At 68.7% G+C, this 23,833-nt stretch carries 25 protein-coding genes; 16 read left to right on the top strand and 9 right to left on the bottom strand.

Annotated features, from left to right (window positions below; translation table 11 throughout):
- Genes EV653_RS13745 through EV653_RS13735 form a run of 3 tightly spaced genes read right to left on the bottom strand, consistent with a single transcriptional unit; the run spans position 1 to position 2,608 of the window.
- A complete protein-coding gene (locus EV653_RS13745) occupies positions 1-666 on the bottom strand; it encodes a response regulator (protein ID WP_134102495.1) in 666 nt (221 codons plus the stop codon).
- Positions 663-1,805 (bottom strand): sensor histidine kinase, encoded by a 1,143-nt coding sequence (locus tag EV653_RS13740; protein WP_134102492.1) that lies wholly within the window; start codon positions 1,803-1,805, stop codon positions 663-665. The genes EV653_RS13745 and EV653_RS13740 overlap by 4 nt, the downstream gene beginning before the upstream one ends.
- A 59-nt stretch (positions 1,806-1,864) precedes the next feature.
- Positions 1,865-2,608, bottom strand: coding sequence for a FadR/GntR family transcriptional regulator (locus EV653_RS13735; protein ID WP_134102489.1), 744 nt, complete (start codon positions 2,606-2,608; stop codon positions 1,865-1,867).
- Between the two features lie 73 nt (positions 2,609-2,681).
- Between EV653_RS13735 and EV653_RS13730 the strand changes: the two genes are divergently transcribed.
- The gene (locus EV653_RS13730; RefSeq protein WP_134102486.1) at positions 2,682-3,893 is read left to right on the top strand and encodes an alpha-hydroxy acid oxidase; all 1,212 of its coding nucleotides are present in this window, start codon (positions 2,682-2,684) and stop codon (positions 3,891-3,893) included.
- Between the two features lie 112 nt (positions 3,894-4,005).
- On the opposite strand, the gene EV653_RS13725 is transcribed toward EV653_RS13730, so the two are convergent.
- The 3 genes from EV653_RS13725 to EV653_RS13715 form a co-directional block, all read right to left on the bottom strand.
- Positions 4,006-5,148, bottom strand: a complete 1,143-nt coding sequence (locus tag EV653_RS13725) for a sensor histidine kinase (RefSeq protein ID WP_238159717.1) — start codon at positions 5,146-5,148, stop codon at positions 4,006-4,008.
- A 78-nt stretch (positions 5,149-5,226) separates the two neighbouring features.
- Complete coding sequence (locus EV653_RS13720) at positions 5,227-5,865, bottom strand: pyridoxamine 5'-phosphate oxidase family protein (RefSeq protein WP_134102483.1); 639 nt, start codon at positions 5,863-5,865, stop codon at positions 5,227-5,229.
- Positions 5,865-7,121 (bottom strand): MFS transporter, encoded by a 1,257-nt coding sequence (locus EV653_RS13715; RefSeq protein ID WP_134102480.1) that lies wholly within the window; start codon positions 7,119-7,121, stop codon positions 5,865-5,867. Before EV653_RS13715 ends, EV653_RS13720 begins: the two co-directional genes overlap by 1 nt.
- A gap of 119 nt (positions 7,122-7,240) precedes the next feature.
- Here EV653_RS13715 and EV653_RS13710 point away from each other — a divergent pair, with 119 nt between their 5' ends.
- Positions 7,241-7,705 (top strand): hypothetical protein, encoded by a 465-nt coding sequence (locus EV653_RS13710; protein WP_134102477.1) that lies wholly within the window; start codon positions 7,241-7,243, stop codon positions 7,703-7,705.
- A gap of 574 nt (positions 7,706-8,279) precedes the next feature.
- On the opposite strand, the gene EV653_RS13705 is transcribed toward EV653_RS13710, so the two are convergent.
- Together EV653_RS13705 and EV653_RS13700 are read right to left on the bottom strand one after the other, a co-directional pair.
- On the bottom strand, positions 8,280-8,942 hold the full coding sequence (locus tag EV653_RS13705; RefSeq protein ID WP_134102474.1) for an alpha-ketoglutarate-dependent dioxygenase AlkB: 663 nt from the start codon (positions 8,940-8,942) through the stop codon (positions 8,280-8,282).
- A gap of 145 nt (positions 8,943-9,087) precedes the next feature.
- Complete coding sequence (locus EV653_RS13700) at positions 9,088-9,444, bottom strand: YciI family protein (protein WP_134102471.1); 357 nt, start codon at positions 9,442-9,444, stop codon at positions 9,088-9,090.
- A gap of 166 nt (positions 9,445-9,610) precedes the next feature.
- Here EV653_RS13700 and EV653_RS13695 point away from each other — a divergent pair, with 166 nt between their 5' ends.
- From EV653_RS13695 to EV653_RS13640, 13 genes are all read left to right on the top strand, one after another.
- Positions 9,611-10,003 carry a VOC family protein gene (locus EV653_RS13695; RefSeq protein ID WP_134102468.1) on the top strand — a complete coding sequence of 131 codons (393 nt, stop codon included), beginning with the start codon at positions 9,611-9,613 and terminating at the stop codon, positions 10,001-10,003.
- A 14-nt stretch (positions 10,004-10,017) separates the two neighbouring features.
- Positions 10,018-11,169 carry an amidohydrolase family protein gene (locus tag EV653_RS42470; RefSeq protein WP_370357761.1) on the top strand — a complete coding sequence of 384 codons (1,152 nt, stop codon included), beginning with the start codon at positions 10,018-10,020 and terminating at the stop codon, positions 11,167-11,169.
- Between the two features lie 32 nt (positions 11,170-11,201).
- Positions 11,202-11,543, top strand: coding sequence for an amidohydrolase family protein (locus EV653_RS42465; RefSeq protein WP_255510714.1), 342 nt, complete (start codon positions 11,202-11,204; stop codon positions 11,541-11,543).
- A 171-nt stretch (positions 11,544-11,714) separates the two neighbouring features.
- Entirely contained in the window at positions 11,715-12,083 is a 369-nt protein-coding gene (locus EV653_RS13685; RefSeq protein ID WP_238159823.1) for a YciI family protein, read from the top strand.
- A gap of 9 nt (positions 12,084-12,092) precedes the next feature.
- Positions 12,093-12,890: a dienelactone hydrolase family protein gene (locus EV653_RS13680; RefSeq protein WP_134102462.1), complete on the top strand. Its 798-nt coding sequence runs from the start codon at positions 12,093-12,095 to the stop codon at positions 12,888-12,890.
- A 253-nt stretch (positions 12,891-13,143) separates the two neighbouring features.
- On the top strand, positions 13,144-13,938 hold the full coding sequence (locus EV653_RS13675) for a hypothetical protein (protein ID WP_134102459.1): 795 nt from the start codon (positions 13,144-13,146) through the stop codon (positions 13,936-13,938).
- A 216-nt stretch (positions 13,939-14,154) separates the two neighbouring features.
- Complete coding sequence (locus tag EV653_RS13670) at positions 14,155-15,417, top strand: ROK family transcriptional regulator (protein WP_134102456.1); 1,263 nt, start codon at positions 14,155-14,157, stop codon at positions 15,415-15,417.
- Entirely contained in the window at positions 15,414-16,916 is a 1,503-nt protein-coding gene (locus EV653_RS13665) for a sugar ABC transporter ATP-binding protein (RefSeq protein WP_134102453.1), read from the top strand. The genes EV653_RS13670 and EV653_RS13665 overlap by 4 nt, the downstream gene beginning before the upstream one ends.
- Positions 16,916-17,980 carry an ABC transporter permease gene (locus EV653_RS13660; RefSeq protein WP_134102450.1) on the top strand — a complete coding sequence of 355 codons (1,065 nt, stop codon included), beginning with the start codon at positions 16,916-16,918 and terminating at the stop codon, positions 17,978-17,980. The genes EV653_RS13665 and EV653_RS13660 overlap by 1 nt, the downstream gene beginning before the upstream one ends.
- Before the next feature lie 10 nt (positions 17,981-17,990).
- A complete protein-coding gene (locus EV653_RS13655; RefSeq protein ID WP_134102447.1) occupies positions 17,991-19,031 on the top strand; it encodes a substrate-binding domain-containing protein in 1,041 nt (346 codons plus the stop codon).
- A gap of 30 nt (positions 19,032-19,061) precedes the next feature.
- A complete protein-coding gene (locus EV653_RS13650) occupies positions 19,062-20,225 on the top strand; it encodes a Gfo/Idh/MocA family protein (protein ID WP_134102444.1) in 1,164 nt (387 codons plus the stop codon).
- Positions 20,222-21,382 (top strand): xylose isomerase, encoded by a 1,161-nt coding sequence (xylA, locus tag EV653_RS13645; protein WP_134102441.1) that lies wholly within the window; start codon positions 20,222-20,224, stop codon positions 21,380-21,382. Before EV653_RS13650 ends, xylA begins: the two co-directional genes overlap by 4 nt.
- 12 nt (positions 21,383-21,394) lie before the next feature.
- Positions 21,395-22,396 carry a sugar phosphate isomerase/epimerase family protein gene (locus EV653_RS13640; protein ID WP_134102437.1) on the top strand — a complete coding sequence of 334 codons (1,002 nt, stop codon included), beginning with the start codon at positions 21,395-21,397 and terminating at the stop codon, positions 22,394-22,396.
- Here the strand turns inward: EV653_RS13640 and EV653_RS13635 are convergent.
- A complete protein-coding gene (locus EV653_RS13635) occupies positions 22,393-23,451 on the bottom strand; it encodes an epoxide hydrolase family protein (RefSeq protein ID WP_134102434.1) in 1,059 nt (352 codons plus the stop codon). The two genes, EV653_RS13640 and EV653_RS13635, sit on opposite strands and share 4 nt — an antisense overlap.
- Positions 23,452-23,510: 59 nt before the next feature.
- On the opposite strand from EV653_RS13635, the gene EV653_RS13630 reads away from it, so the two are divergent.
- A complete protein-coding gene (locus tag EV653_RS13630) occupies positions 23,511-23,831 on the top strand; it encodes a hypothetical protein (RefSeq protein WP_134102431.1) in 321 nt (106 codons plus the stop codon).
- The last annotated feature ends 2 nt before the right edge of the window (positions 23,832-23,833 follow it).

Here is a 23,833-nt window from a genome sequence, read left to right as displayed (position 1 = left end):
TTATGCGAGCCCGGCGTCATGGGCGAGGAGGGCGATCTGGGTGCGGTTGCCGAGCTCCAGCTTGGTGAGGATGTGGGAGATGTGCGCCTTGACCGTCGCGAGGCTCATGAACAGCTCGGCGCCGATCTGTGCGTTCGCCTTCCCCTGCGCGACCGCCAGCATCACGTCGTACTCACGGGGTGACAACAGTTGGAGCTTGTTCTGCGCGATCGTGTGGGCGTCGGCCTGCGTGGCAGCTCGGTCCATCAGCCGGCGGGTGATGGCCGGTGACAAGATCGGATCGCCGGCCGCGACCCGTCGTACGGCCTCGACGATCTGGGCCGGAGGGGTGTCCTTGAGCAGGAACCCGCTCGCCCCGGCGCGCAGGGCATGCAGCACGTTCTCGTCGGTGTCGAAGGTCGTGAGTACGACGACCTCGGGCGGATTCGTCCGCGTCCGCAGCCGCCGCGTCGCGACGATGCCGTCCACCCGCGGCATCCGCAGGTCCATCAGCACGATGTCGGGGAAGTGCGCGTCGACCGCGGCCGGTACTTCGTCACCGTCGGCGGCCTGACCTACCACCGAGATCCCGTTCGTCCCGTCGAGCATCATCTCCAGGCTGGCCCGGACCAGCGCGTCGTCGTCCACGACGAGTACGCGGATCGGCGTCGCTGCGGTTTCGCTCATGGGGGCCACGGTAGCGAGGCCTCGAGCCGGAAGCCGCCACCGGGCATCTGCCCATGGTCCAGCGTCCCGCCGGCCAGCTGCACGCGCTCGGTCAGTCCCACCAGGCCGGTCCCGCTTCCGGGCGTCAGCGTGATCCCGTTCGGGGCCGGGTTGGTCAGCTCGATCCGTAAGCCGTCGCCCGGTCGCCCGTCCACCGTGACCGTCACGGGTCGCCCAGCGGCGTGTTTACGTGCGTTGGTCAGTCCCTCCTGCACGATCCGGTACGCCGTCCGGCCTGTTGCCGGGGGCAACGAGGTGGGATCCGTGACGCGGTCCTCGTAGGCGACCGTCGTACCTGCCTGGCGCGACTCGTCCACCAGTGCGCGGACGTCTCCGAAGGTGGGCTGCGGCCGGCCCTCGTAGACGTCCTCGTCCCGGAGGACGTTGATGACCTCGCGCAGTTCGTCGAGCGCCTGGTGTACGCCGGTGCGGATCACGCCGGCCGCCTTCGCGAGGCGCTCGGGAGACGAGTCGGGGCGGTACTCGAGCGCGCCGGCGTACGTCGCGAGCAGGGACAGGCGATGCGCGAGTACGTCGTGCATCTCGCGGGCCATCTTCGTGCGTTCGAGGGTGCGGGCTTCGGCGACCCGGCGGCCTTGCTCGGCCTCAGCCCGCTCGGCGCGCTCACGGAGCGACTCCAGCAGTTGGCGGCGGGCCTGGGCGGCTTGGCCCCAACCGAGCAGAGCGGCGTGGACGACGACGTCGAGTACGGCGAACCAGAGGTACGGGAGTCCGCTGATCGGTTGCCACAGGCCCTGGATCAGGTGTGCGACAGTGCCGGCGATCGCGACCAGAAGCGCAGTACGGAAGGGACGCCGGAGGGCGACGGTCAGCGTGCCGACGGTCGACGGCGGCGTAGCGGCGGGGGAGAAGACCGCGAGTGCGGCGAGCGCGATCGCGCCGTGCACCGGGCGGCGGATCAGCAGCGGGATTACCGCAACGGAAAGGATCCCGACCACGATGTCGAGCACGAAGAACTTCCGGTGCTCCGGATCCGACCATCGTCCGACGATCGTCCCGGCGACCATCGCCGCGACCAGCCCCAACGCCACCAGCCCGGCCAACCGACCCGACCTCCGCGGCACACACAACTCCTCCATGCCGCCGAGACTAAGCGGCCCCGCCCCTCCCCACCACCAACCAAAGTAGAACCCGCGCCTCACTCCACCTGAGCGTCGGCCTCCGGCGTCCCGCGCTCCCCGTCGGCGAACGGCGCTAGCTGCGCCGCCTGGTAGAACCCCCGGATGTGTGCGGTCACCAACGAGGCCGCGCGCTCCGGCTCTCCACCCCGCACCGCGGCCAGGATCCCGCGATGCTCGTTCCGCAACCCGACCGCCACCGCTTCCCAGTCCGGCAGATTGGGTACGGCGGCCAGCACGTATCCGTGGATCGCCGACCGCAACGAAGTCATCACCGCCGCGATCAACACGTTCCCGGCCAACCCTGACAGGGCGACATGGAACTCCGCATCGAGCAGATGGAACTCCTCCGGCGACAACCCCGTGTCGTCCATCCGATCCAGCAGCCCCTCCGCCACCTTCAGCTCATCCGCCCCCAACTCACGCTCGGCAGCCTCCCGCGCCGACCACGACTCGAGCAGCAGACGCGTCTGCACGACGTCCCCCATCGGCAGGTGATTCGTTGCCAGATGCAACCGAAGGACCGCGGTCAGCGGCGACACCGGCTCCGCCACGATCACCGCACCCGCCTCCGGCCCGGACCCGGTCGCCGTCCGCACCACCCCCATCGCCTCGAGCACCCGGACCGCCTCGCGCACCGACGGCCGGCTGATCCCGAGCTGCTCGGCCAGCGTTCGTTCCCCGGGCAACCGCCCGCCGATCCGCAGCCGCCCCGCGGCCAGATCGGCCTCCACCCGGTGCAGGACCAGCTCGTAGTTCTTCACGTGGACACTGTATCGGTGTGGTCGGACCACAGGGTAGGGTGTGGTCCGACCACAGATTGAGCCGGGAGTTGTGATGACCGATCGCCAGATGCCCAAATGGTCCGAGCTGAAGCCGTTGCTGCGGCCGAAGCCGATCACGGTGAACGCCACCGAGCGGCGGCTGGAGAAGGCCCTGACGATCGCGGACCTGCGCGCGATCGCGAAACGCCGTACGCCGAGGTCGGTCTTCGACTACACCGACGGCGCGGCCGAGGCCGAGATCAGCCTGCGCCGTGCCCGCCGGCTGTTCGCGGAGATGGAGCTGCAGCCGTCGATCCTGCGCGACGTGTCCGAGATCGACCTCGGTACGTCGATCCTCGGCGGCCGCTCCGAGCTGCCCTTCGCGTTCGCGCCGACCGGGTTCACCCGGATGATGAACCACGAGGGCGAGAGCGCGGTCGTGAAGGTCGCCGAGCAGATTGGCATCCCGTACGCGCTGTCGACCATGGGCACCACGTCGATCGAGGACGTCGCGGCCGCCGCACCGGACGCGCGCAAGTGGTTCCAGTTGTACGTCTGGAAGGACCGCGAGGCCGGCGAGGATCTGGTGAAGCGCTCGGCCGCGGCCGGCTACGAGGCGTTGATGCTGACCGTCGACGTACCGGTCGCCGGCGCTCGCCTCCGCGACGTACGCAACGGCTTCACGATCCCGCCGTCGCTCACCGCGAAGACGGTTCTGGACGCCTCGCTGCATCCGGCGTGGTGGGCCAACCTGCTCACTACGCGACCGCTGACGTTCGCCTCGCTGTCCACCTGGGACGGCACGGTGGCGGAGCTGCTCGACAAGCTCTTCGACCCGACCATGACGATCGACGACCTCAACTGGCTCCGCTCGATCTGGGACGGCCCGCTGATCGTGAAGGGCATCCAGACCGTCGCGGATGCACGCCGTGTGGTCGACGCCGGCGCGGACGCGGTTGTGCTGTCCAACCACGGCGGACGTCAGCTCGACCGGGCGCCGACACCGCTGCGCATCCTCCCCGACGTACGCAAGGCAATCGGCACCGACGCCGAGATCTACCTGGACACCGGCATCATGTCCGGCGCGGACATCGTCGCGGCGATCGCCCTCGGCGCCGACGCCTGCCTGGTCGGTCGCGCGTACCTGTACGGCCTGATGGCCGGCGGCCAGCGCGGCGTCGCCCGCGCCGCGGAGATCCTCACCAAGGAGGTACGCCGCACGATGGCACTACTCGGCGTCTCCAGCGTGGCCGACCTCAACCCGTCCCACGTCCGCCTCCCGTAACACCAGCCGAACCACGTCCAAGCACTTCGCCGGCCCAGCGCTTCGGGGGACCGTTGCTCACGGCAAGCGCCTGCGGCTGGTTGTACGCCGTGGCGGCTTGCGGCCGCCCGACCTACAGCGGGAGGGTCGCCGTGATGCGCAGGCCGCCGGACGGCGTGCGGCTGGTGGAGAGGGTGCCGCCGAGCGCGGTCGCCCGTTCGCGCATGCCGCCGATGCCGTTGCCTTCCTTCGGCGGGGCGGTGAGCGACTGGCCGTCGTCGTCGATCTGCAGCATGAGCGCCTGTTCGCCGTACTGGATCCGGACCGTTGCGGACGTGGCCTTCGCGTGGCGTACGACGTTCGTCAGCGACTCCTGGATGATGCGGAACGCCGCGCGATCGAGCCCGGTCGGTAGTGGACGCGGCTCGCCGTGGACGATGCGATGCACCTCGAGGCCGGCTCGCGACGTACGAGTGATCAGGTGGTCGAGATGGTTGAGACCGGCGACCGGTTGGCGCGGCGCGGATTCGTCGGACTGCCGCAGGATGCCGACGATCGAGCGGAGCTCCACCAGGGCATCCTTGCTGGCGTCCTTGATCGCGGCGAGCGCCGGCTCGGCCCGCTCGGGCTGCCGGTCGACCAGGTGGAGCGCGGTCGATGCCTGCACGTTGATGAGCGAGATGTGGTGCGCCACGACGTCGTGCAACTCCTGCGCGATCCGCAGCCGCTCCTCGCCGGCGCGGCGCAGTTCCTCCTCCTTGCGGGTGCGAGCTGCCGCGTTGACGCGGTCGCGGTGTGCGCGGAACAGCTCGGCAAGGAAGCCGAGGACGACGAAGCAGGTGCCGACGAGGAGAGTCTGGTACAGGCCGAGTTCGCTGAGCCCGAGGATCAACCGTCCGCCGACATGGCCGAGGTAGAGCGCGGCCAGCGCGGACCAGCCGGAGACGCGGTAGCCGAGCCGGATCGTGGTGAACACGGCGATGATGAACGCGAAGATCATCGGGCCGTAGGCGTACCCCATCAGCATGTAGACGAGCGTCGACCCGACTGTTGCCCACAGCACCGGTCTCGGGTGGGTGCGGAGCCAGTACAGCGACAGCGATCCGATCAGGATCAGCAGCACCATGAACCAGTCCGGCCGGCGGCTGTCCGGCTCGCCGTGGACCGCCGCGCCGATCGAGCCGCCGACCGCGATGATCGAGACGATCACGGGCAGGACGATCCGCCGCGCCCAGTACCCGACGCCGGGCGAGGTGATCGGCTCAGTCGTGCTCACAGTACGAAACCGTAGAGTGCCGCAGGCCAGGTGTCATCGGCGCCACGGAGTACTTCGGCCTGCTCCTGCTGCGGTAGTTCAGTACTTGACCTTGTAGATCTTCTCCTCGTACTGCGGCCCGTAGTACTCATCGAGCGTCGTCAGGTCTTCGTCGGGACGCTCCAGCGTCTGGGAGATGACGGCCCGACGCGGGACGGCGTCCGGGTTCCAGGTCTCGGGCTTCCAGAGCTTCGAGCGCATGAACGACTTCGAGCAGTGGTGGAAGATCTGCTCGATCTCGATCAGCAGCGCCAGCTGGGGGCGGTTGCCCTTGACGATCATGTCGTCGAAGAACGGCGCTTCCCTGACGATGCGGGCGCGGCCGTTGATCCGCAGCGTGTCGGTGCGGCCGGGAACGAAGTAGATCAGACCGACGTGCGGGTTGCTGAGGATGTTCGTGAAGCCGTCGACGCGGCGGTTGCCGGCCCGGTCCGGGATCGCGATCGTCGAACGGTCGAGGACCTTGGTGAACCCGGCCGGGTCGCCCTTGGGGGAGACGTCGCAGTTGCCGTCCGCGTCGGAGGTGGCGATCAGGCAGAACGGGGAGGCATCGAGCCACTGCAGATCCAGGTCGTGGAGCTCTTTGCGCTCCTTGCCCGCGGCTGCTGCCAGTGGCGGCGGAACGAGCTCGCGCAGCTCGTCGTACGACGTGATCTCGACCAGTCCGGGAATCTCCATCAGGCGACGTTCTCCTCTACCAGCGACGGCGTGGCGTCCTCGTTGACGGCCCTCGTCCGCGCAGCCCATCGTACGGCGGGACCAGTTGCGCAACTGGTCCCCAGGAACAGGGCACCGATGACGATCCAGCCGATCGGACCCCAGCCGAGGATCACCGTGGTGAGCAGCGCGGGGCCGAGCATCCTGGCGATCGCGGGGCCGGTGCCGAAGAAGCCCTGGTACTGGCCCTGCTTGTCCGCAGGGGCGAGTCCGAAGCTGATTTCCCAGGCGCCGGACGCGAGCTTCATCTCGCCGACGGTCAGCAGCGCGGCGGCGATCACCAGGATTCCCGCGGTGACTGCGGGGGTCAGGTGGGCGGCAGTCGTCGCGAACACGCCGCAGGCGGCCAGCATGGCGAGTCCGGCGTACCGCACGGAGCGGGCGGCGGTGCGGAGGTCCTTGACGCGCTTGGCGATGTGGACCTGGAAGAACGTGACGCCGAGGGTGTTCACGATCATCAGCGAGGCGACGACCCAGCTCGGCGCGCTCGTCCGGGTCACGATCCACAGCGGGCCGACGAGGCTGATCAGCGGCATGAAGAGCAGCATGATCGCGTTGAGCAGCGCGAGGACGGCGTACGGACGGTCGTGCAGGACGGCGAGGCGGGGTTCGCCTGTGACCCGGATCGTGGTCGCGATCGACGGCACCCGGCGGATGAGAGCGGCCGCGATCAGGAAGCTGAGCGCGTCGATCGCGAAGACCGTCAGGTACGCCGCCTCAGTGTCGAAGCGGAGCGCGATGCCGCCGAGGAGCGCACCGACGGCGAGACCGGCGTTGACCGTGGACTGTAGGAAGGCGCGGATGCGGGTGCGTTCAGCCGGCTGCACCAGGCCCGCGAGGAGCGCTTGGCGGGCTGCGGTGAGTCCGGTTTGGCTGCAGGCGTAGACGATGGCCGCGATCAGGAAGCCCGCGAAGCTGCGCACGAACAGGAATGCTCCGACGCCGGCGGCGGTCATGAGCGCCAGGAGTACTGCGGTGCCGCGCGCTCCACGCCGATCGGCGAGGTTGCCCAGCGGGACGCCGGTCAGGAAACCCACGAGCCACGCGATGGTCAGCCCGAGCCCGACCTCCGCGGTCGACAGGCCGACCACCCGGGTGAAGAACAACGCCGAGGTTACGACGAACGCGCCGTCGCCGACCGAGTTGGCCAACTGCGCCATCGCCAGGTCCCGCGGCGCTCCGGCCGGGGGAAGCATCTGCCCAAGTCTGCTGCTCATGACTTGAGCCTAGGGACTCAGCGGCCCAGCAGGCAGGTCCACTCCAGCCACGGAACGTTGGGCCACTTTTGTCTGTGGACAACCCTGATCCGGGGGTGGAGTCGCGGCACTTTCTAGGTATGAGCTTCCTCGACCTGACACCCACCTGGACCGACCAGCCCCTCACCGACCCACGAGTCGCCGCCGACGTCGTAGACCTGATGCTCACCCTCGGCGACCGCCAACGAGGCACCTTCGCCGTCATCCTCTGCGACCCCGACGACCACTACCGCGCGACGATCACCGTCGACCTCCCATCGGAATTCGACCGCCTGACCCCGCCCCCAGACACCCACACCCTCTGCGCGACCGCCCTCACCCCAATCGTCACAGCCATCCAAACCGCCCCCAACACACCCCTGATCCTCGCCCTAGGCCGCCCAGGCCCCACCCGTTCACCCGCCCTAGACCACGACTGGTCCACCGCCGGCCGGGCCATCTGCCAAGCCGCCCACCTACGCCTCCTCAGCTTCCACATAGCCACCGCCAACGGCATCTACCAACCCCACACCAACCACCCCCTCACCAACACAACCGCAGCCTGACCCCCACCACATCGCGCCCTCACACGCCGCCCAAGCGCGCCCGCCCACCGCGCCCACCGCCGCGCACCGTCGTACTGCGTGTGCCTGCGTGTGCCGGCGAACTGCGTGTGCCTGCGTGTGCCGGCGAACTGCGTGTGCCTGCGTGTGCTGGCGTACTGCGTGTGCCTGCGTGTGCCTGCGTGTGCCTGCGTGTGCCGGCGTACTGCGTGTGCCTGTGCCGTACCCGTACCCGGGGTACTGCGTGCTCCCGCGCATGTCGGCGTGCTGATGCGTCAGCGCGGCGCCGTACCAGGGCCGGCGACGATGGCGCAGACCGTACCCGGGACCGACCTGCTGCGGGCTGCTCTTGTGTGCCGCCTGCTGCTGTACGTCGCGTGCGTTCTGCTGCGTGGAGGCGTGAGGACCGGCGCCCTACGAACGCCGGGCACCGAACGCCGACCGCACGCTCCGGGTCAGACATACTGCGTGCGGCTGCCGCGCACTACCGCGTCCCGCTCGGCGCCGGTTCGTGCTGCCGCATGCGCCGCGTGCTGCTCTTGCTGCCGTGTCGCTCCGCGCAGGTTTGGGTGGGTTGTCAGCGGACGCCGCGGGGGCGGAATTGGATGCTGATGCGGGGACCGATGCGGCCGGAGGCCTTGGGGATTGCGTGTTCCCAGGTGCGTTGGCACGTGCCACCCATCACGATCAGGTCGCCATGCCCGAGGGGATATCGGACGGTCGAGCCCACCGGCCCGCTCGCTCCGGCAGATCCGCCCGAGCCGCCTGGGCGCGGGCGTAGGGCCAGTACGCGGGCCTCACCGACTGACAGGATTGCGACCATCGTGTTCTCGCGATCGCCGCGGCCGATTCGGTCGCCGTGCCAGGCGACGCTGTCGCGGCCGTCGCGGTAGAAGCACAGCCCGGCCGTGCGGAATGGTTCCCCCAGTTCCTCGGCGTACCGCTCGCTCAGCGCGTCCCGGGCCTCTTCCAGGATCGGCAGCGGCAGGTCGACGTTCTCGCCGTAGAAGCAGAGCAGTCGCGGTACGTCGACCACACGGTCGTACATCTGCCGCCGCTCCGCCTGCCACGGCACATCCCGCGCCAGCCGCCCGTACACCTGGTCGGCGCCGGTCAACCAGCCCGGCAGCACATCGATCCAGGCCCCGCGGCCCAGCTCGGTCCGCGTCAGCCCGTCCAACGAGCCCAAGGCCGGATCCTCGAAAGCATCCAGCAACGAGCCCTGGAGATCAGCACCCATACCCCCACCATACCCGACATTCGAACATCTGTTCCCCTGCTGTTGATAATGACCATAGAGGTCGCGGGACGAGGGTGCGGCATCGTCGGCGTCGGGCTCGGTTGTGGGGTGTGGCGCCCTGGTGCGTCTATGTGCGGCTGATCGGTCAGTTGTGCGGGCCTGGCTGGAAGACGCGGACGTCCTGGGCGCAGCGGCAGGCGGCGGCGATCTTCGCGGCCCATTCCAGGGCTTCCTTCCGGGTGGGTACGTCGACCACGGTGAAGCCGCCGAGGAGCTCCTTGCTCTCGGGGTATGGGCCGTCGGTGAGCATGCCCTCGGTGACCGTCCCGTCCGTGGCGACCACGGCGGGCTCCTCCTCGGGGTCGAGTCCGCCGGTGAAGACGTAGACGCCGGCCTCCATCGCCTCCTTGATCACGGCGCGGGCGGCCTTGCTGATCTCGGGCATGACCTCCTCGGGGAAGTCCATCGCGTTCATGCCGAACGAGATGAGGTACTCGGTCATCTCAGCACTCCTTGTCCGGACGGCCTCCCGCCGGCCGCCTCTCATCCCTGCAACGAACCCGATGCGTCGAATCCGACAGGCAGACGGAAATTCTCACGGCCCGTAGTACACCTTCGCCGTAGTTTGGTGACTTCGACGACCCGCTACCCGACCTGGAGGTCGTGCAATGACCAGCAAGTTCACCGAGCTGGCGATCGACTGTGCGGATCCGAGCGGCCTGGCGCGGTTCTGGTGCGCGGTCCTCGGCTACGAGGTGCAGGACGACGGGGAGGACGGCGTGGTCACGATCGGCTCGCCGCTGGTGCCCGAAGGCAGGAGCCGTCCCGGTCCGGTGCCGCCGACGCTGACGTTCGCGCGGGTGCCGGAGGGCAAGACGGTTAAGAACAGGCTCCACATGGACCTCAACCCGACGGATACAGATCAAGAAGCCGAGGTACGTCGGGTGGTCGCGTTGGGCGCACGCCCCGCCGACGTGGGGCAGACGGGCGACGAAAGCTGGGTCACGCTCGCCGATCCCGAAGGCAACGAGTTCTGCATCCTCGCAAGCCGGCAGCCCTGATCGGCCGGCGACGGATGACTCGCGTGCTGATCCGAAACGTCGCTGTGCTGGTGGTGCCCGAGCAGGGCGAGTGCCGGGTCGACGAGGCGCAGGACATCCACATCCACGACGACCTCGTCACCGCAATCACGCCAACAACCGCCGACAGCCCGACGGCCAATCCAACCGACAGCCCGACCGACAGCCCGACCGGCAGCCCGACCGGCAGCCCGACCGGCAGCCCGACCGGCAGCCCGACCGGCAGCCCGACCGGCAGCCCGACCGGCAGCCCGACCGGCAGCCCGGCCGACAGTTCGACCGCCAGCCCACCGGACGGTCTGGCCGGCAGTCCGACGGATGCTCCGTCCGACGGGGAGGTGATTGACGGGACGGGGCTGGTTGCGGTTCCGGGGCTGGTCAACTCCCATACGCACAGTCCGATGGTGATGATGCGCGGGGCGGCGGAGGATCTTTCGATCGCGGACTGGTTCAACCAGCGGATCTGGCCGATGGAGGTGAACCTGACGCCGGAGCGCGTGCGAGTAGGTGCGCGCCTCGCGTGCGCCGAGATGCTGCTCGCCGGCGTCACCACGTTCGTCGATCACTACTTCCACGCCGACCAGATCGCGGCGGCCGCGATCGAGTCCGGCATCCGCGCCGACCTCGCGCCGACGTACTTCTCCTCCGCGGGCGCGGACGGAATCAAAGCAGCGGTCGACACGACCCGCGAACTCAGCCGGCTCCATCCGCGCATCACCGCGAGCCTCGGCCCACACGCGACGTACACAGTCACCGACGACGACCTGAAACGTACGGCGGAGATCGCGCGAGCGGAGGGTTTCCGCATCCACCTGCACGCCGCGGAGACCGGCGACCAAACGCAAGCGTCTCTCGACAACCACGGCGTCACACCGGTCCAGGTGCTCGAACGGACCGGCGTGCTCGAGGCGGGCGCCCTGATCGCCCACGGGTGCGGCATCCGCGACGACGACCTCCCGATCCTCGAGCGGTACGCCGATCGCACGGCCGTCGCGTCCTGCCCGAAGGTCTACCTCAAGCTTGCGATGGGCGAAGTCACGCCGATCAAGGGCCTCCGCTCGGCCGGCGTACAAGTTGGCATCGGCACGGACGGAGCCGCCGTACACAACACCCTCGACGTCTGGGAAGCGATCCGCATGTCGCCCTGACCCAGAAGCAACGCGAGCACGACGCCGAGTGGATGACGCTGTCCGACACACTCCGCCTCGCCACCCGAGGCAGCGCCGCAGCAGCCGGCCTCGCCGGCCGGATCGGCGTCGTCGAACCAGGCCGGCAAGCAGACATCGCCCTGGTCGACCTCAGCGCGCCCCACAACCAACCGGTTCACGACCCACGAGCCGCCCTTGTCTACTCCGTCCGAGCCTCCGACGTGGTCACCGTCCTCGTCGCGGGCAAGGTCGTGGTGCGCGACCGCCGACTCACCACGATGGATCTCGAAGAGGTCCTTGCCGACGCGAAGTCGTTGGCCCACACGCTCGTGGACCTCTCGAAGGGCGGCGCGATCCAGCACTACGCGCCCTGACGACACGGCCGCAGCAACCGGGGCATGCACGACGACACGTTCAGCTGATGGTGACGTCGAGAACTCCAGTGCGGACCAGAATCGATGTACAAAGCTGCAACCGTGCAACGACGTCCCACGAGAGCGCCGACAATCCGGCGCAGGAGCGACGGAAGGTGATCCGTGAAGTACATGCTGTTGATCCGGCCCGACCACGAGTACCCCGACGGCGTGCCCGACGAGATGATCCGCAGGACCGAGGCCTGGGTCGCCGAGATGAAGGCCCGTGGCGTCCATCTGACCGGCGGGGCACTCCATCCGCCGGCGAAGTCGACCGGCGTACGGCGGCAGGGTGCCAAGGTGGTCACCACCGACGGCCCGTTCGCCGAGTCGAAGGAGCAGATGGGCGGCTTCGACCTGATCGAGTGCGACACCCTCGCCGAGGCGGTCGAGATCGCTGCCGGCCATCCGGTCGCCGAGGCCGGCATGGTCGAGGTTCGTCCGATGGTCGAAGAACTGGCATCGCTCGGACGACAGGCTGTCGCCGGCCGCACACCCTAGGCTCGGGCCATGACTGTGGACCTGGGTTCCTGGCAGAGGGCGCCGTTCACCGGCGGCGGCCTGACCTACGACTGCTTCGAGAAGGGCGAGGGGCCGGGCGTCGTGCTGATCCCGGAGATCCCGGGCCTGAGTCCCGAGGTGGCCGAGTTCGGCGAGCATCTCGTCGCCGCCGGCTTCACGGTCGTGATCCCGTCACCCTTCGGTACGCCGGGACGCGCGGCCACCGCCGGCTACACGCTGGGAATCGTCGCGCGGCTCTGCGTCTCCAAGGAGTTCCGCAGCTTCGCGGTGAACGCCGAGCGGCCGATCACGAAGTACCTGCGTGCGGTCGCGAAGGACCTGGCCGGACGTACGCCGGGCCGCGGCGTCGGTGTGATCGGCATGTGTTTCACCGGAGGTTTCGCGCTCGCTGCGGCCGTCGAGGACGTCGTCAACGCGTCGGTGCTCAGTCAGCCCGCAGTGCCCTTCCCGGTCAGCGCGAGGATGCGGCGCGATCCGGGGATGTCGCAGGAGGAGTTCGAGGTCGTCAAAGAGCGCACGCGGACCGACGGGCTGTGCGTGCTTGGCCTGCGGTTCAGCGGCGACCGCGCGGCCCCTCCCGAGAGATTCAACACTCTGCGTGCTCACCTCGGCGATGCGTTCGAGGTGATCGAACTCGATTCGTCGCCGGGCAACCCCGACGGATACGCCAAGGGCGCGCACGCGGTGCTCACCGCAGAGATCCGCGACAATCCGCCGAATTCGGCCTTCAACGCTCGCGCCCGGGTGGTCGAATTCCTCGAAGAACACCTCACAGCGACCGCGTGACGACGTTCAGTGCGGAAATGTCAAAACCACGTTGAGTAACTCGTCCGGTGTGATTCGGTGGCTTTCACGCTGGGGAACGTGGTGATGCCTGGGGGTTGTTCGTTGCGGTCTGCATGTAAGGGGGCGCGGTGGGTGACGCCGTTGTTCTTCCTCTGGTCGTGGGTACCTGGGTCATGGCACGATCGGCAACCGAGGGCACAACAGGGGACGCATCGCATATGGCGGGTGCCAGGCACTGGACGAGTGAGGCTGTATGAACGGGCGGACAGCGCAAGATAGCCGGATCCCGGTGAACGGGTCGGGCAACGGGACCAACCGTCACGGTCCGCAATCATCCACTCACCTTCAACCACCGGACCAGTCCGAGGGTCCGACCGGCGAACATCCTCAGCCGAATCAACAGAATCAACAGAATCAACCGAAGCAGCCGAACTGGCAGCCGGGGGAGAAGATCGCCGAGATCCGCACCGACCAGCCCGACCAGCCCGGACAGCCCGACCAGCCGCCGCGCTCGGACTGGCTCTCCGAGGTCCGTGATCGGCCGCGCGAGCACAACGGTACGGCGCTGCGCCAGTTCAACACCCCGGTCCGGGTCGACGAGATCGCGGTTGCCGCGATGACGCTGGCCGAAGACCTGCAGGCGGCGACGCAGAGCATGCCGGACTCCACCGAGCTGCGCCGGTTCCGGCACGAGCTCGACCAGGCCGCCACCACGTTCCGCGAGATGGCGTCCAAGCTCGAGGCCACCGCCGGCAAGCTCGTCCGGCTCGCGGCGAACGAGGGCCAGGTCTGCGGTGTCGGCTGGGGCGTCTGCCCCGAGCACGGCCTGACGCTGATGAACATCGGGGACACCGCGACCTGTCACGTCCTGGGCTGCGGGCGGCAGAACGAGGGCGAGGTCGAGCGCTGCGAGCACCCGGTCGCCTACAAGGTCGTCGACGCTGCCGGACCGGCCCTGCTCACCTGCTCCGGCCATGCGATCGCCTGCCGGATGTACTTCGACAACCCGGTCATCACCGCGACCGCCGACAGCATGGAGCTGTTCTAGCTCCGAGGCGGTCCGGGCGGTCCAAGCGGTCCACGCCGTACCGAGGTCAGCGGCGCCTGCCTGAGCAGGCGACCGCTGCCGTTGGTCTGTCGCGCGGCGAGCGTACAAGTCTGACAAAGCCCCGCAAGAACTTGACCGCTCCGTAGCTCTTGACGCCCTTCTGTCGTGAACTTAGTTTGTTGGATCAACAGACAAAGTCGGCAGGGAGGCACGAGGATGACGTTGACCGACGGTCGTCGCCCCGGCAGCCGGGGTGTCGCCGCCGATCACGTCTCGCTCCGACGGAACAACCTCTCGGTCGTACTGCGGCATGTCCGCGACCTCGGCCCGCGGTCCCGGGCCCGGATCGCCGAGGAGACCGGCCTGAACAAGGCCACCGTGAGCAGCCTCGTCGCCGAACTCGTCGAACGCGGACTGCTCCGCGAAGGCTCCGCCGACTCGTCCCGCGCGCTCGGTCGCCCTGGCCTGCTCGTCGAGCTCGACGGCACCGGCGTGTGCGGCGTCGGTGGCGAGATCAACGTCGACTACCTGGCCGTCTCGGCCCTCGACCTGACCGGCGCGGTCGTGCTCGAGAAGCGCGTCCCGGTCGACGTCGCGCACCTCGATCCCGCTACGACGCTCGACCGCTTCGCGGACCTGGTGCAGGAAGCGGTCGCAGGCGTCGAGGTCCGTGGCGGGCAGTTGGCGGGCGTCACCCTGGCCGTGCCGGGCCTGGTCCAGGGCGAGACCGGCGAGCTGAAGATCGCGCCGAACCTGGGATGGGGCGAGCTGTCCGTCGCCCAGGAGATGCGGTCGCGGCTGGGCGACCCGACGTACCCGTTGCACGTCGACAACGAGGCGAACCTTGCGGCGCTGGCGGCGTACGCCGATCTGCGCCAGACCGAGGACGAGCCGGTGCACGACCTCGTGCTGCTGACCGGCGCGGTCGGTGTCGGCGGTGGCGTGGTGGCCGGCGGGCAGCTGTTGCGCGGCGGGCACGGGTACAGCGGCGAGGTCGGGCACATGCCGGTCGCGCCGCCCGGACGGACCTGCGGCTGTGGCCGGACCGGCTGCTGGGAGACCGTCGTCGGGCTGACCGCACTGTTGCACAAGGCAACGGACAGCGACGACCCGGTACGGGATCCGTCGCTGGACGTGGAGCAACGGCTGGCCGGGATCACCCGGCGGGCCGAGGCGGGGGAGGCGCGGACGCTGTCCGCGTTGAAGGACGTCGGCACCTGGCTGGGGATTGGGGGAGCGATCCTGGTGAACATCCTGAACCCGGACGTGCTCGTGCTCGGTGGGTACTTCGCCGTGCTCGGGCCATGGCTGAAAGAACCACTGGAGAAGGCGATCCGCGAGCGCGTGATCGCACCGGACGGCGGCGGCTGCCGGGTGGTCCGGTCCGAGCTCGGTTTCGCGGCGGCAGTCCGCGGCGGCGCGCAGATCTCGCTCGACCAGGTCTTCGTCGACCCGACGAGGATCGGGGTGGCGCGATGACCGACCTCCTGACCATGACCGGCATCGTCAAGGAGTTTCCCGGCGTACGCGCGCTCGACGGCGTCGACCTCGACGTTCGCGCCGGGGAAGTGCACTGTCTGCTCGGGCAGAACGGCGCTGGCAAGTCGACCTTGATCCGGGTGCTGACCGGTGCGCACCAGCCGGATGCGGGCACGATCCACTTGAACGGCGAGCCGGTCCAGCTGAACAGCCCGACCGCGGCGATCCAGCGCGGCATCGCCGCGATCTACCAGGAACTCGACCTGGTGCCCGACCTGACCGTTGCCGAGAACATCTTTCTGGGCCACGAGCCGGCCCGCTTCGGCTTCAGCCGTACGCACGAGGCGACCGCCCGGGCCCGCGAGATCCTGCAGGGTCTCGGGCACGCCGAGATCCCCACCCATCGCGCAGTCGGTTCGCTGCCGGCCGCCGGGCAGCAGGTCGTGAGCATGGCCAGGGCGCTGTCGCGTGACGCCCGCCTGATCGTGATGGACGAACCGTCCGCGGTCCTCGATCCCGAAGAGGTGTCGAACCTGTTCCGGGTGATCCGCGGCCTGACCGAACGCGGCGTCGCGGTCGTCTACATCTCGCACCGGCTCGAGGAGATCCGCCAGATCGGCAACCGGGTCACGGTCCTGAAGGACGGCGCGACGGTCGCCACCGGACTCGACGCCCGCGAGACCCCGACGAAGGAACTCATCCGGCTGATGACCGGACGCTCGATCGAGTATGTCTTCCCGCCGCGCAACGAGGTCGCGAGCACGGCGCCGGTCGTCCTCGAGGTCGACGAGCTGACCAGGCCGGGCGAGTTCGCCGGGATCGGCTTCACGGTCCGAGCCGGCGAGATCCTCGGCCTGGCGGGCCTCGTCGGCTCCGGCCGCTCCGAAGTACTCGAGACCGTGTACGGCGCGCGACGCGCAGCGAGCGGATCCGTCCGCGTCGACGGTGTCGCGCTACGGCCGGGCCGGGTGCAGGCGGCGGTCAAGGCCGGGGTCGGGCTCGCTCCGGAGGAACGCAAGAGCCAGGCACTGCTGCTGGACCAGGCCGTGTACAAGAACATCACGGTGTCGACGCTGCAGCGGTTCGCCAGCGGGGGATTCCTGAACAACCGGGCCGAGCGGGAGGCAGCCGCCGGCCTGGCCAAGTCGCTGGACCTGCGGCCGCCTGGGGTGGACCATCCGGTCCGCAACCTGTCCGGGGGCAACCAGCAGAAGGTCGTGCTGGCGCGCTGGTTGCTGCGCGACTGCCGGGTGCTGCTGCTCGACGAGCCGACACGCGGCGTCGACGTCGGCGCGCGCTCGGAGATCTACGCGCTGATCCGCACGCTGGCGGCCAACGGGGTCGCGATCGTGCTGGTCTCCAGCGAGGTCGAGGAAGTGCTCGGTCTGTCCGACCGGGTCGTCGTACTGCGGGAGGGGCGTGCCGTCCACACGGGACCCGCGCAAGCCATCGACGAACACCAGGTCCTCGACCTGGTGATGGAGGGAAGTGCGGTGTGATGAGTGAGGACATCACGACACCTGACACAACGGGGGAGACCGGACCGGACACGACAGCGTCGAGCCAGGCCACTGTCACCCAGCCGGCAGCCCAACGATCGGCGAACCTGCTCAGGTCGGGGGTCGGACGCAACCTCGGTCTGGTGGTCGCGCTGGTCGTGCTCTGCATCGTCGGTGTGATCACCGCCGGCGACACGTTCGCCACCGGTGCCAACGTGCTGACCATCCTGCGGCTGGCCGCCGTCATCGGTGTCGTCAGCGTCGGCATGACGTTCGTCATCACCGGCGGCGGGATCGACCTGAGCGTCGGCGCGATGGTCGCGCTGGCCTCGGTCTGGGCGACCACGCTGGCGACCCAGCAGCTGGCCGCCGACTACCACTGGATCCTGATGGTCTCCACGGCGCTCGCGGTCGGTGCCGCGTGCGGCCTGGTCAACGGCCTGTTGATTGCCTACGGCAAGATCGTGCCGTTCATCGCGACGCTGGCGATGCTCGCGGCGGCCCGCGGTCTGGCCGAGATCATCTCCGACCGGAAGACCCAGATCATCACGGTCAATTCGTTCGTCGACTTCTTCGGCGGCTCGCTGATCGGCGTCCCGGTCCTGGTCTGGATCTTCCTGCTGGTCGCCGCGGCCGGCTGGGTGGTGCTGAACCGGACCACCTTCGGCCGCCGTACCTTCGCCGTCGGCGGTAACGCCGAGGCCGCCCGGCTGGCGGGGATCAAGGTCCAGCGTCACACCGTGGCGCTGTACGTCGTGGCCGGACTGTGCTGCGGGATCGCCGCGGTGATGTTGATGGCGCGGACGACGACGGGGAGCTCCACCCATGGTCAGTTGTACGAGCTGGACGCGATCGCGGCGGTGGTGATCGGCGGCACGCTGCTGTCCGGCGGCCGCGGCACGATCGTCGGCACGGTCATCGGCGTACTGATCTTCACGACGTTGAACAACGTCTTCACGCTCAACAACCTGAGCATCTCCGCCCAGTCTGTGGCCAAGGGCGCGATCATCGTGGTCGCCGTCCTGCTGCAGCAACGTCTGGCCGCCCGCACGACGAGTTCATAGGAGGACAACGATGTCCAAACGTTTCGCCCGAAGTCTGGTGGTCGCAGGTCTGGCAGCCGTCGCCTTGACTGCCTGCACCAGCAACACCCCGAAGACCGAGGACAATGCCGACAAGGCGCCGGCCAACCAGGCCGCGGTCAAGAACGACGAGCCCGGCAAGAAGGTCAAGATCGGCTTCTCCGCGCCGGCCGCCGACCACGGCTGGATGGGCGCCATCACCAAGGCGACCCAGGCCGAGGCCAAGAAGTACTCCGACGTCGAGCTGATCGTCGCCGAGGGCACGAACGACGTGAACCTGCAGATCAGCCAGGTCGAGACGTTCATCAACCAGAAGGTCGACGCCATCGTTCTGCTTCCGTTCGACGGGGCGGCGCTCACCCCGGTCGCGACGAAGGCGATGGAGGCCGGCATCACGGTGATCAACGTCGACCGCGAGTTCGACAGCCCGTTCGCGGCCCGGACGACGGTGCTCGGCGACAACCACGGGATGGGCGTGTCGGCCGGTACGTACATCTGCGACCAGCTGAAGGGCAAGAAGGACGCGGTGGTCGCCGAGATCGCCGGCATCGACTCGCTGCCGTTGACTCAGGACCGCAGCCGTGGGTTCAAGGAAGCGCTCGCCGACTGCGGTCTGAAGGTCAGCAACCGGGTGGCCGCGGAGTTCACCGTGGAGTCCGGCGAGAAGGCCGCCGCCAACCTGTTGCAGGCAGCGCCGAAGATCGACGCGATCTGGAACCACGACGACGACCAGGGCGTCGGGGTGATGGCCGCGATCAAGAACTCCGGCCGCAAGGAGTTCTTCGTGGTCGGCGGGGCCGGTTCGGCGAACGTGATGCGGGACATCAAGTCCGGCAACTCGTTGCTGAAGGCCACCGTTATCTACCCGTCCACGCAGGGTGCCGACGGCATCCGGCTGGCCCGTCTGCTGGTGCAGAAGAAGGCTCTCGGCGACCTGGTGGAGGTCGAGGTGCCGCGCACCGTCCAGCTGTACGCGCCGGTGGTCACCAAGGAGAACGTGGACCAGTACCTGCCCACCGCCTTCGAAAGCTGATCAAACACAGCGAGAGCTAAGAGGAGAGCAATGACGAACCTGGGCATCGGCCTGATCGGCTACGCGTTCATGGGCGCGGCCCATTCGCAGGCCTGGCGGAGCGCGCCGCGCTTCTTCGACCTGCCGCTGGACCCGGCCATGAATGTGCTCTGCGGCCGCAACGCGGAGGCCGTGCAGGCCGCCGCGACGAAGCTCGGCTGGAAGGACACCGAGACCGACTGGCGCAAGCTGCTCGGCCGCGACGACGTCCAGCTGGTCGACGTGTGTACGCCGGGCGACAGCCACGCCGAGATCGCGATCGCCGCCCTGGAGGCCGGCAAACACGTCCTCTGCGAGAAGCCGCTGGCCAACACCGTCGAGGAGGCCGAGGCGATGACCGCGGCAGCCGAGGCGGCCAAGGCCAAGGGGATCAGGTCGATGGTCGGGTTCACCTACCGCCGGGTGCCGGCGATCGCGCTGGCCCGCCAGCTCGTTGCCGAGGGCAAGCTCGGGACGATCCGGCACGTCCGCGCGCAGTACCTGCAGGACTGGATCGCCGACCCGGAGGCGCCGCTGTCGTGGCGGCTGGACAAGTCCAAGGCCGGGTCGGGTGCGCTCGGTGACATCGGCGCGCACATCATCGACATGACGCAGTACATCACCGGTGACACGATCGGCGAGGTCAGCGCCCGGCTGGAGACCTTCGTCAAGGAGCGCCCGGTCGCCGCCGAACACTCCGGTCTCGCCGGTACGGCGGGGACCGAGCGCGGACCGGTGACGGTCGACGACGCTGCAGTGTTCCTGGCCACGTTCCGCTCCGGTGCGCTCGGTGTCTTCGAGGCCACCCGCTTCGCGACCGGCCGGAAGAACGCGATCCGGATCGAGATCAACGGCAGCCTCGGCAGTCTGGCCTTCGACTTCGAGGACATGAACCTGCTGCACTACTACGACGCGACAGATGACTCGAGGACGGCAGGCTTCCGCCGCATCCTCGCCACCGAACCCGACCACCCGTACGTCGGTGCGTGGTGGCCGCCGGGCCACCTGCTCGGCTACGAGCACGGCTTTACCCACCAGGTCGTCGACCTCGTCACCGCGATTGCCGAGGGCACCGATCCGGCGCCGTCGTTCGCCGACGGACTGCAGGTCCAGCGCGTGCTGGCCGCGGTCGAGACCAGTTCTACAACCCGTCAATGGCAGGAGATCTCAGCATGAACAGCTTTACCCCGACCAAGGACGACAAGTTCTCGTTCGGTCTGTGGACGGTCGGTTGGCAGGGCGTCGACGTGTTCGGTACGGCGGTGCGCCCGGCGATGGACCCGGTCCACGCCGTCGAGAAGCTCGCGGAACTGGGCGCCGCGGCGGTCACGTTCCACGACGACGACGTCGTACCCGATGACAGCACTCGCGGCCAGGTGCTCGAGCGCTTCACGAAGGCGCTCGCCGACACGGGCATGGGCGTCGAGATGATGACCACGAACCTGTTCAGCCACCCCGTCTTCAAGGACGGCGGCCTGACCGCCAACGACCGCCAGGTACGGCGCTACGCGTTGGCGAAGGTGCTGCGCAACGTCGATCTGGCCGCCGAGCTGGGCGCGACGACGTACGTGCTGTGGGGCGGTCGTGAAGGTGCGGAGTCCGGTGGCTCGAAGGACGTGCGGGCCGCGCTGGACCGGTACAAGGAGTCGATGGACCTGCTCTGCGCGTACGTCCGCGAGCAGGGGTACAACATCCGCTTCGCGATCGAGCCGAAGCCGAACGAGCCGCGCGGCGACATCCTGCTGCCCTCGATCGGCCATGCGATTGCCTTCATCAACGATCTCGCCGACCCGGAACTGGTCGGCATCAACCCCGAGGTCGGGCACGAGCAGATGGCGTCGCTGAACTACGCGCACGGCATCGCGCAGGCGTTGTGGCACGGGAAGCTGTACCACATCGACCTCAACGGACAGCACGGTCCGCGGTTCGACCAGGACCTGCGGTTCGGCGCCGGCAACCTGCGTGAGGCGTTCTGGACGGTCGACGTACTGCAGGGGTCGGGGCGCTACCCGGCGTACGACGGGCACATCCACTTCGACTACAAGCCGCCGCGGACCGAGGACGAGGACGGCGTCTGGGAGACCGCGCGCGGTTGTATGCGGAACTACCTGATCCTGCGCGAGAAGGTCAACGCGTTCCGTGCCGACCCGGAGGTCGCCGAAGCACTCGCGGCGGCGCGGGTTGCGGAGCTGAACGAGCCGACGCTGGCCGAAGGCGAATCGCTGGCCGACCTCCGCGGTGCGTCGTACGACCCGGATGCGCTGGGCAACCGCGGTCTCGGGTTCGAACGTCTGGACCAGTTGGCGATGGAACACCTCCTCGGCGTCCGGTAAGGAGTAGACGACATGGCTCGACCGATCACGTTGTTCACCGGGCAGTGGGCCGACCTCCCGTTCGAGGAGGTGGCCCGGCTGGCGGCCTCGTGGGGCTACGAAGGTCTCGAGATCGCCTGCTGGGGCGACCATCTCGACGTACGGCGTGCTGCCGAGGATCCGGCGTACGTCCAGGACCGTCTGGACATCCTGGAGAAGAACAACCTGAAGGTGTGGACGATCTCCAACCACCTGCTCGGGCAGGCGGTCTGCGACGATCCGATCGACCAGCGGCACCAGGCGATCCTGCCCGCGCACATCTGGGGCGACGGTGATCCGGAGGGGGTCCGGCAGCGGGCGGCCGAGGAGATGAAGACCACCGCCCGGGCCGCGCGTGCGCTCGGCGTCGATGTCGTGGTCGGGTTCACCGGGTCGTCGATCTGGAAGACGGTCGCGATGTTCCCGCCGGTGCCGCCGGCGATGCTCGAGGCCGGGTACCAGGACTTCGCGGACCGGTGGAACCCGATCCTCGACGTGTTCGACGAGGTGGGCGTGAAGTTCGCCCACGAGGTGCACCCGTCGGAGATCGCGTACGACTACTGGTCGACGACCCGGACGCTCGAGGCCATCGGGCACCGGCCGGCGTTCGGGCTGAACTGGGACCCGTCGCACTTCGTCTGGCAGGACCTCGACCCGGTCGGGTTCCTGTGGGACTTCAAGGACCGGATCTACCACGTCGACTGCAAGGACGCCAAGCGTCAGGTCGGCAACGGCCGTAACGGGCGGATGGGTTCGCACCTCGCCTGGGGTGACCCGCGGCGCGGTTGGGACTTCGTCTCGACCGGCCACGGGGATGTCCCGTGGGAGGCGTGCTTCCGGATGCTCAACACGATCGGGTACGACGGCCCGATCTCGGTCGAGTGGGAAGACGCCGGCATGGACCGCCTGGTCGGCGCCGCGGAAGCGGTCCAGTTCGTCCGCTCGCTCGCCTTCGACGCACCGACCGCATCGTTCGACGCGGCGTTCTCGTCCTAGAGCTTTCCGAAGAACGCCTGGAGGTCCTCGATCACCAGATCGGGGACCTCCACCGCCGCGAAGTGGCCGCCGCGGTCGAACTCGGTGTAGTGCACGACGTCGAACTCCCGCTCGACCAGCCTGCGAACCGTGCTGTCGTTGGGAAACACCGCGAGCCCCGTCCGAACCGGGCACCACGCGACCTCGGCGCCCCACGACGACTGGCCCTCGCGGTAGAGCCTCGCCTGTGACCCTGCGGTCCCGGTCAGCCAGGTCAACGTCACGCTGTCCAGGATCTTGTCGTTGCTGATGGCACCGATCCGGTGGCCGTAGTCGTCGTACCACTCGAGATTCCAGGCCAGCTGGCCCACGGGGGAGTCGACCAAGGCGTACGCCAGGGTCTGTGGTCGCGTGGACTGGATCGACGCGTATCCGGACCGCTCGGCCTGCCACCTGTCCAAGCCGCTCAACCGTTGCTGCTCGTCCTCCGTCAGCTCCTCACCCTGCGGAAACGCCAGGTAGCTGTCCAGGTGCATCCCGATCACCCGCTCCGGCGCCAATCGCGCGAGCGCCGGCGCGATCCGCGCGCCCCAGTCGTAGCCGTGCACGCCGTACCGCTCGTATCCGAGCTCTTCCATCAACGTCGCCCACGCCCGCGCGATCCGCTCAACACCCCAGCCGGTCGCTGTGGTCGGGCCGGAGAATCCGAAGCCGGGCATGGTCGGGATGACCAGGTCGAAGTCCTCCGCAAGCGGCTCGATCAGGTCCAGGAAGTCGGAGTTCGAGCCCGGCCAACCATGCAGCAGAAGCAGCGGGGTGCCCAACGATTTCCGGTGGATGTAGTGCACGCGCTGTCCGTCGATCTCGGTCAAGTGCTGGGGCTGCGCATTCAGCCGCTTCTCGAACTGCCGCCAGTCGTACGACGCACGCCAGTACTCCGCGACCTCGCGCAGCCGGTCGAGTTCGACGCCGTACGACCAACCAGCCTCCGACAGCTGATCCGGCCAACGGGCCGTGTCCAGTCGCCGCTGCAGCTCGTCCAGCTCTGCCTGGGGTACCGCTGTCCGAAACTCCATGGCTCCGACACTAGAAGGCGTAGCGGACACCAGCTGACCGCTACGGTTACGCTCGCCCTATGAGTGCTGGAAAGTACACCGCGCAGATCGTGGAGGTTCCGGACCACGGCATCAAGTTGGAGCCGGTGGAGGGTGCGACCGTGCCGGACGGGCCGAACGAGGTGAACCTGCTCGGGATGTCGATCGCGTTGGCGTTGGGTGCGGCGGGATATCACCACCACGCCGAGCAGCGTGACCCCGAGCTGCAGACGCTCGACGCGTTGCTCGCCGGCGATGCGGTGATGCCGTGGAAGCCGGCCGAGTCCGGGAGTACGGCGTACATCGTGTGCGAACTGAACGACGGGCGGCCGACCTGCGAGGTCCGTCCGACCGCCGGGTAACG

Origin of the sequence: Kribbella pratensis, assembly GCF_004365355.1 — a bacterium.
Classification (GTDB): domain Bacteria; phylum Actinomycetota; class Actinomycetes; order Propionibacteriales; family Kribbellaceae; genus Kribbella.
The sequence above is the reverse complement of the archived record's forward strand: the minus strand, read 5'-3'. Positions and strand labels throughout refer to the sequence as shown.

Excerpts from the sequence above, each read along its gene's own strand:
- EV653_RS13720 (WP_134102483.1), bottom strand. The coding sequence starts at position 5,865 with ATGGAGATTCCCGGACTGGTCGAGATCACGTCGTACGACGAGCTGCGC.
- EV653_RS13675 (WP_134102459.1), top strand. The coding sequence starts at position 13,144 with ATGAACGGGCGGACAGCGCAAGATAGCCGGATCCCGGTGAACGGGTCG.
- EV653_RS13730 (WP_134102486.1), top strand. The coding sequence starts at position 2,682 with ATGACCGATCGCCAGATGCCCAAATGGTCCGAGCTGAAGCCGTTGCTG.
- EV653_RS42465 (WP_255510714.1), top strand. The coding sequence starts at position 11,202 with ATGACGCTGTCCGACACACTCCGCCTCGCCACCCGAGGCAGCGCCGCA.
- EV653_RS13640 (WP_134102437.1), top strand. The coding sequence starts at position 21,395 with ATGGCTCGACCGATCACGTTGTTCACCGGGCAGTGGGCCGACCTCCCG.
- EV653_RS13665 (WP_134102453.1), top strand. The coding sequence starts at position 15,414 with ATGACCGACCTCCTGACCATGACCGGCATCGTCAAGGAGTTTCCCGGC.
- EV653_RS13710 (WP_134102477.1), top strand. The coding sequence starts at position 7,241 with ATGAGCTTCCTCGACCTGACACCCACCTGGACCGACCAGCCCCTCACC.
- EV653_RS13650 (WP_134102444.1), top strand. The coding sequence starts at position 19,062 with ATGACGAACCTGGGCATCGGCCTGATCGGCTACGCGTTCATGGGCGCG.
- EV653_RS13655 (WP_134102447.1), top strand. The coding sequence starts at position 17,991 with ATGTCCAAACGTTTCGCCCGAAGTCTGGTGGTCGCAGGTCTGGCAGCC.
- EV653_RS13695 (WP_134102468.1), top strand. The coding sequence starts at position 9,611 with ATGACCAGCAAGTTCACCGAGCTGGCGATCGACTGTGCGGATCCGAGC.
- EV653_RS13660 (WP_134102450.1), top strand. The coding sequence starts at position 16,916 with ATGAGTGAGGACATCACGACACCTGACACAACGGGGGAGACCGGACCG.
- EV653_RS13745 (WP_134102495.1), bottom strand. The coding sequence starts at position 666 with ATGAGCGAAACCGCAGCGACGCCGATCCGCGTACTCGTCGTGGACGAC.
- EV653_RS13670 (WP_134102456.1), top strand. The coding sequence starts at position 14,155 with ATGACGTTGACCGACGGTCGTCGCCCCGGCAGCCGGGGTGTCGCCGCC.
- EV653_RS13680 (WP_134102462.1), top strand. The coding sequence starts at position 12,093 with ATGACTGTGGACCTGGGTTCCTGGCAGAGGGCGCCGTTCACCGGCGGC.
- EV653_RS13635 (WP_134102434.1), bottom strand. The coding sequence starts at position 23,451 with ATGGAGTTTCGGACAGCGGTACCCCAGGCAGAGCTGGACGAGCTGCAG.
- EV653_RS13705 (WP_134102474.1), bottom strand. The coding sequence starts at position 8,942 with ATGGGTGCTGATCTCCAGGGCTCGTTGCTGGATGCTTTCGAGGATCCG.
- EV653_RS13630 (WP_134102431.1), top strand. The coding sequence starts at position 23,511 with ATGAGTGCTGGAAAGTACACCGCGCAGATCGTGGAGGTTCCGGACCAC.
- xylA (WP_134102441.1), top strand. The coding sequence starts at position 20,222 with ATGAACAGCTTTACCCCGACCAAGGACGACAAGTTCTCGTTCGGTCTG.
- EV653_RS42470 (WP_370357761.1), top strand. The coding sequence starts at position 10,018 with ATGACTCGCGTGCTGATCCGAAACGTCGCTGTGCTGGTGGTGCCCGAG.
- EV653_RS13740 (WP_134102492.1), bottom strand. The coding sequence starts at position 1,805 with ATGGAGGAGTTGTGTGTGCCGCGGAGGTCGGGTCGGTTGGCCGGGCTG.
- EV653_RS13715 (WP_134102480.1), bottom strand. The coding sequence starts at position 7,121 with ATGAGCAGCAGACTTGGGCAGATGCTTCCCCCGGCCGGAGCGCCGCGG.
- EV653_RS13685 (WP_238159823.1), top strand. The coding sequence starts at position 11,715 with ATGCTGTTGATCCGGCCCGACCACGAGTACCCCGACGGCGTGCCCGAC.
- EV653_RS13700 (WP_134102471.1), bottom strand. The coding sequence starts at position 9,444 with ATGACCGAGTACCTCATCTCGTTCGGCATGAACGCGATGGACTTCCCC.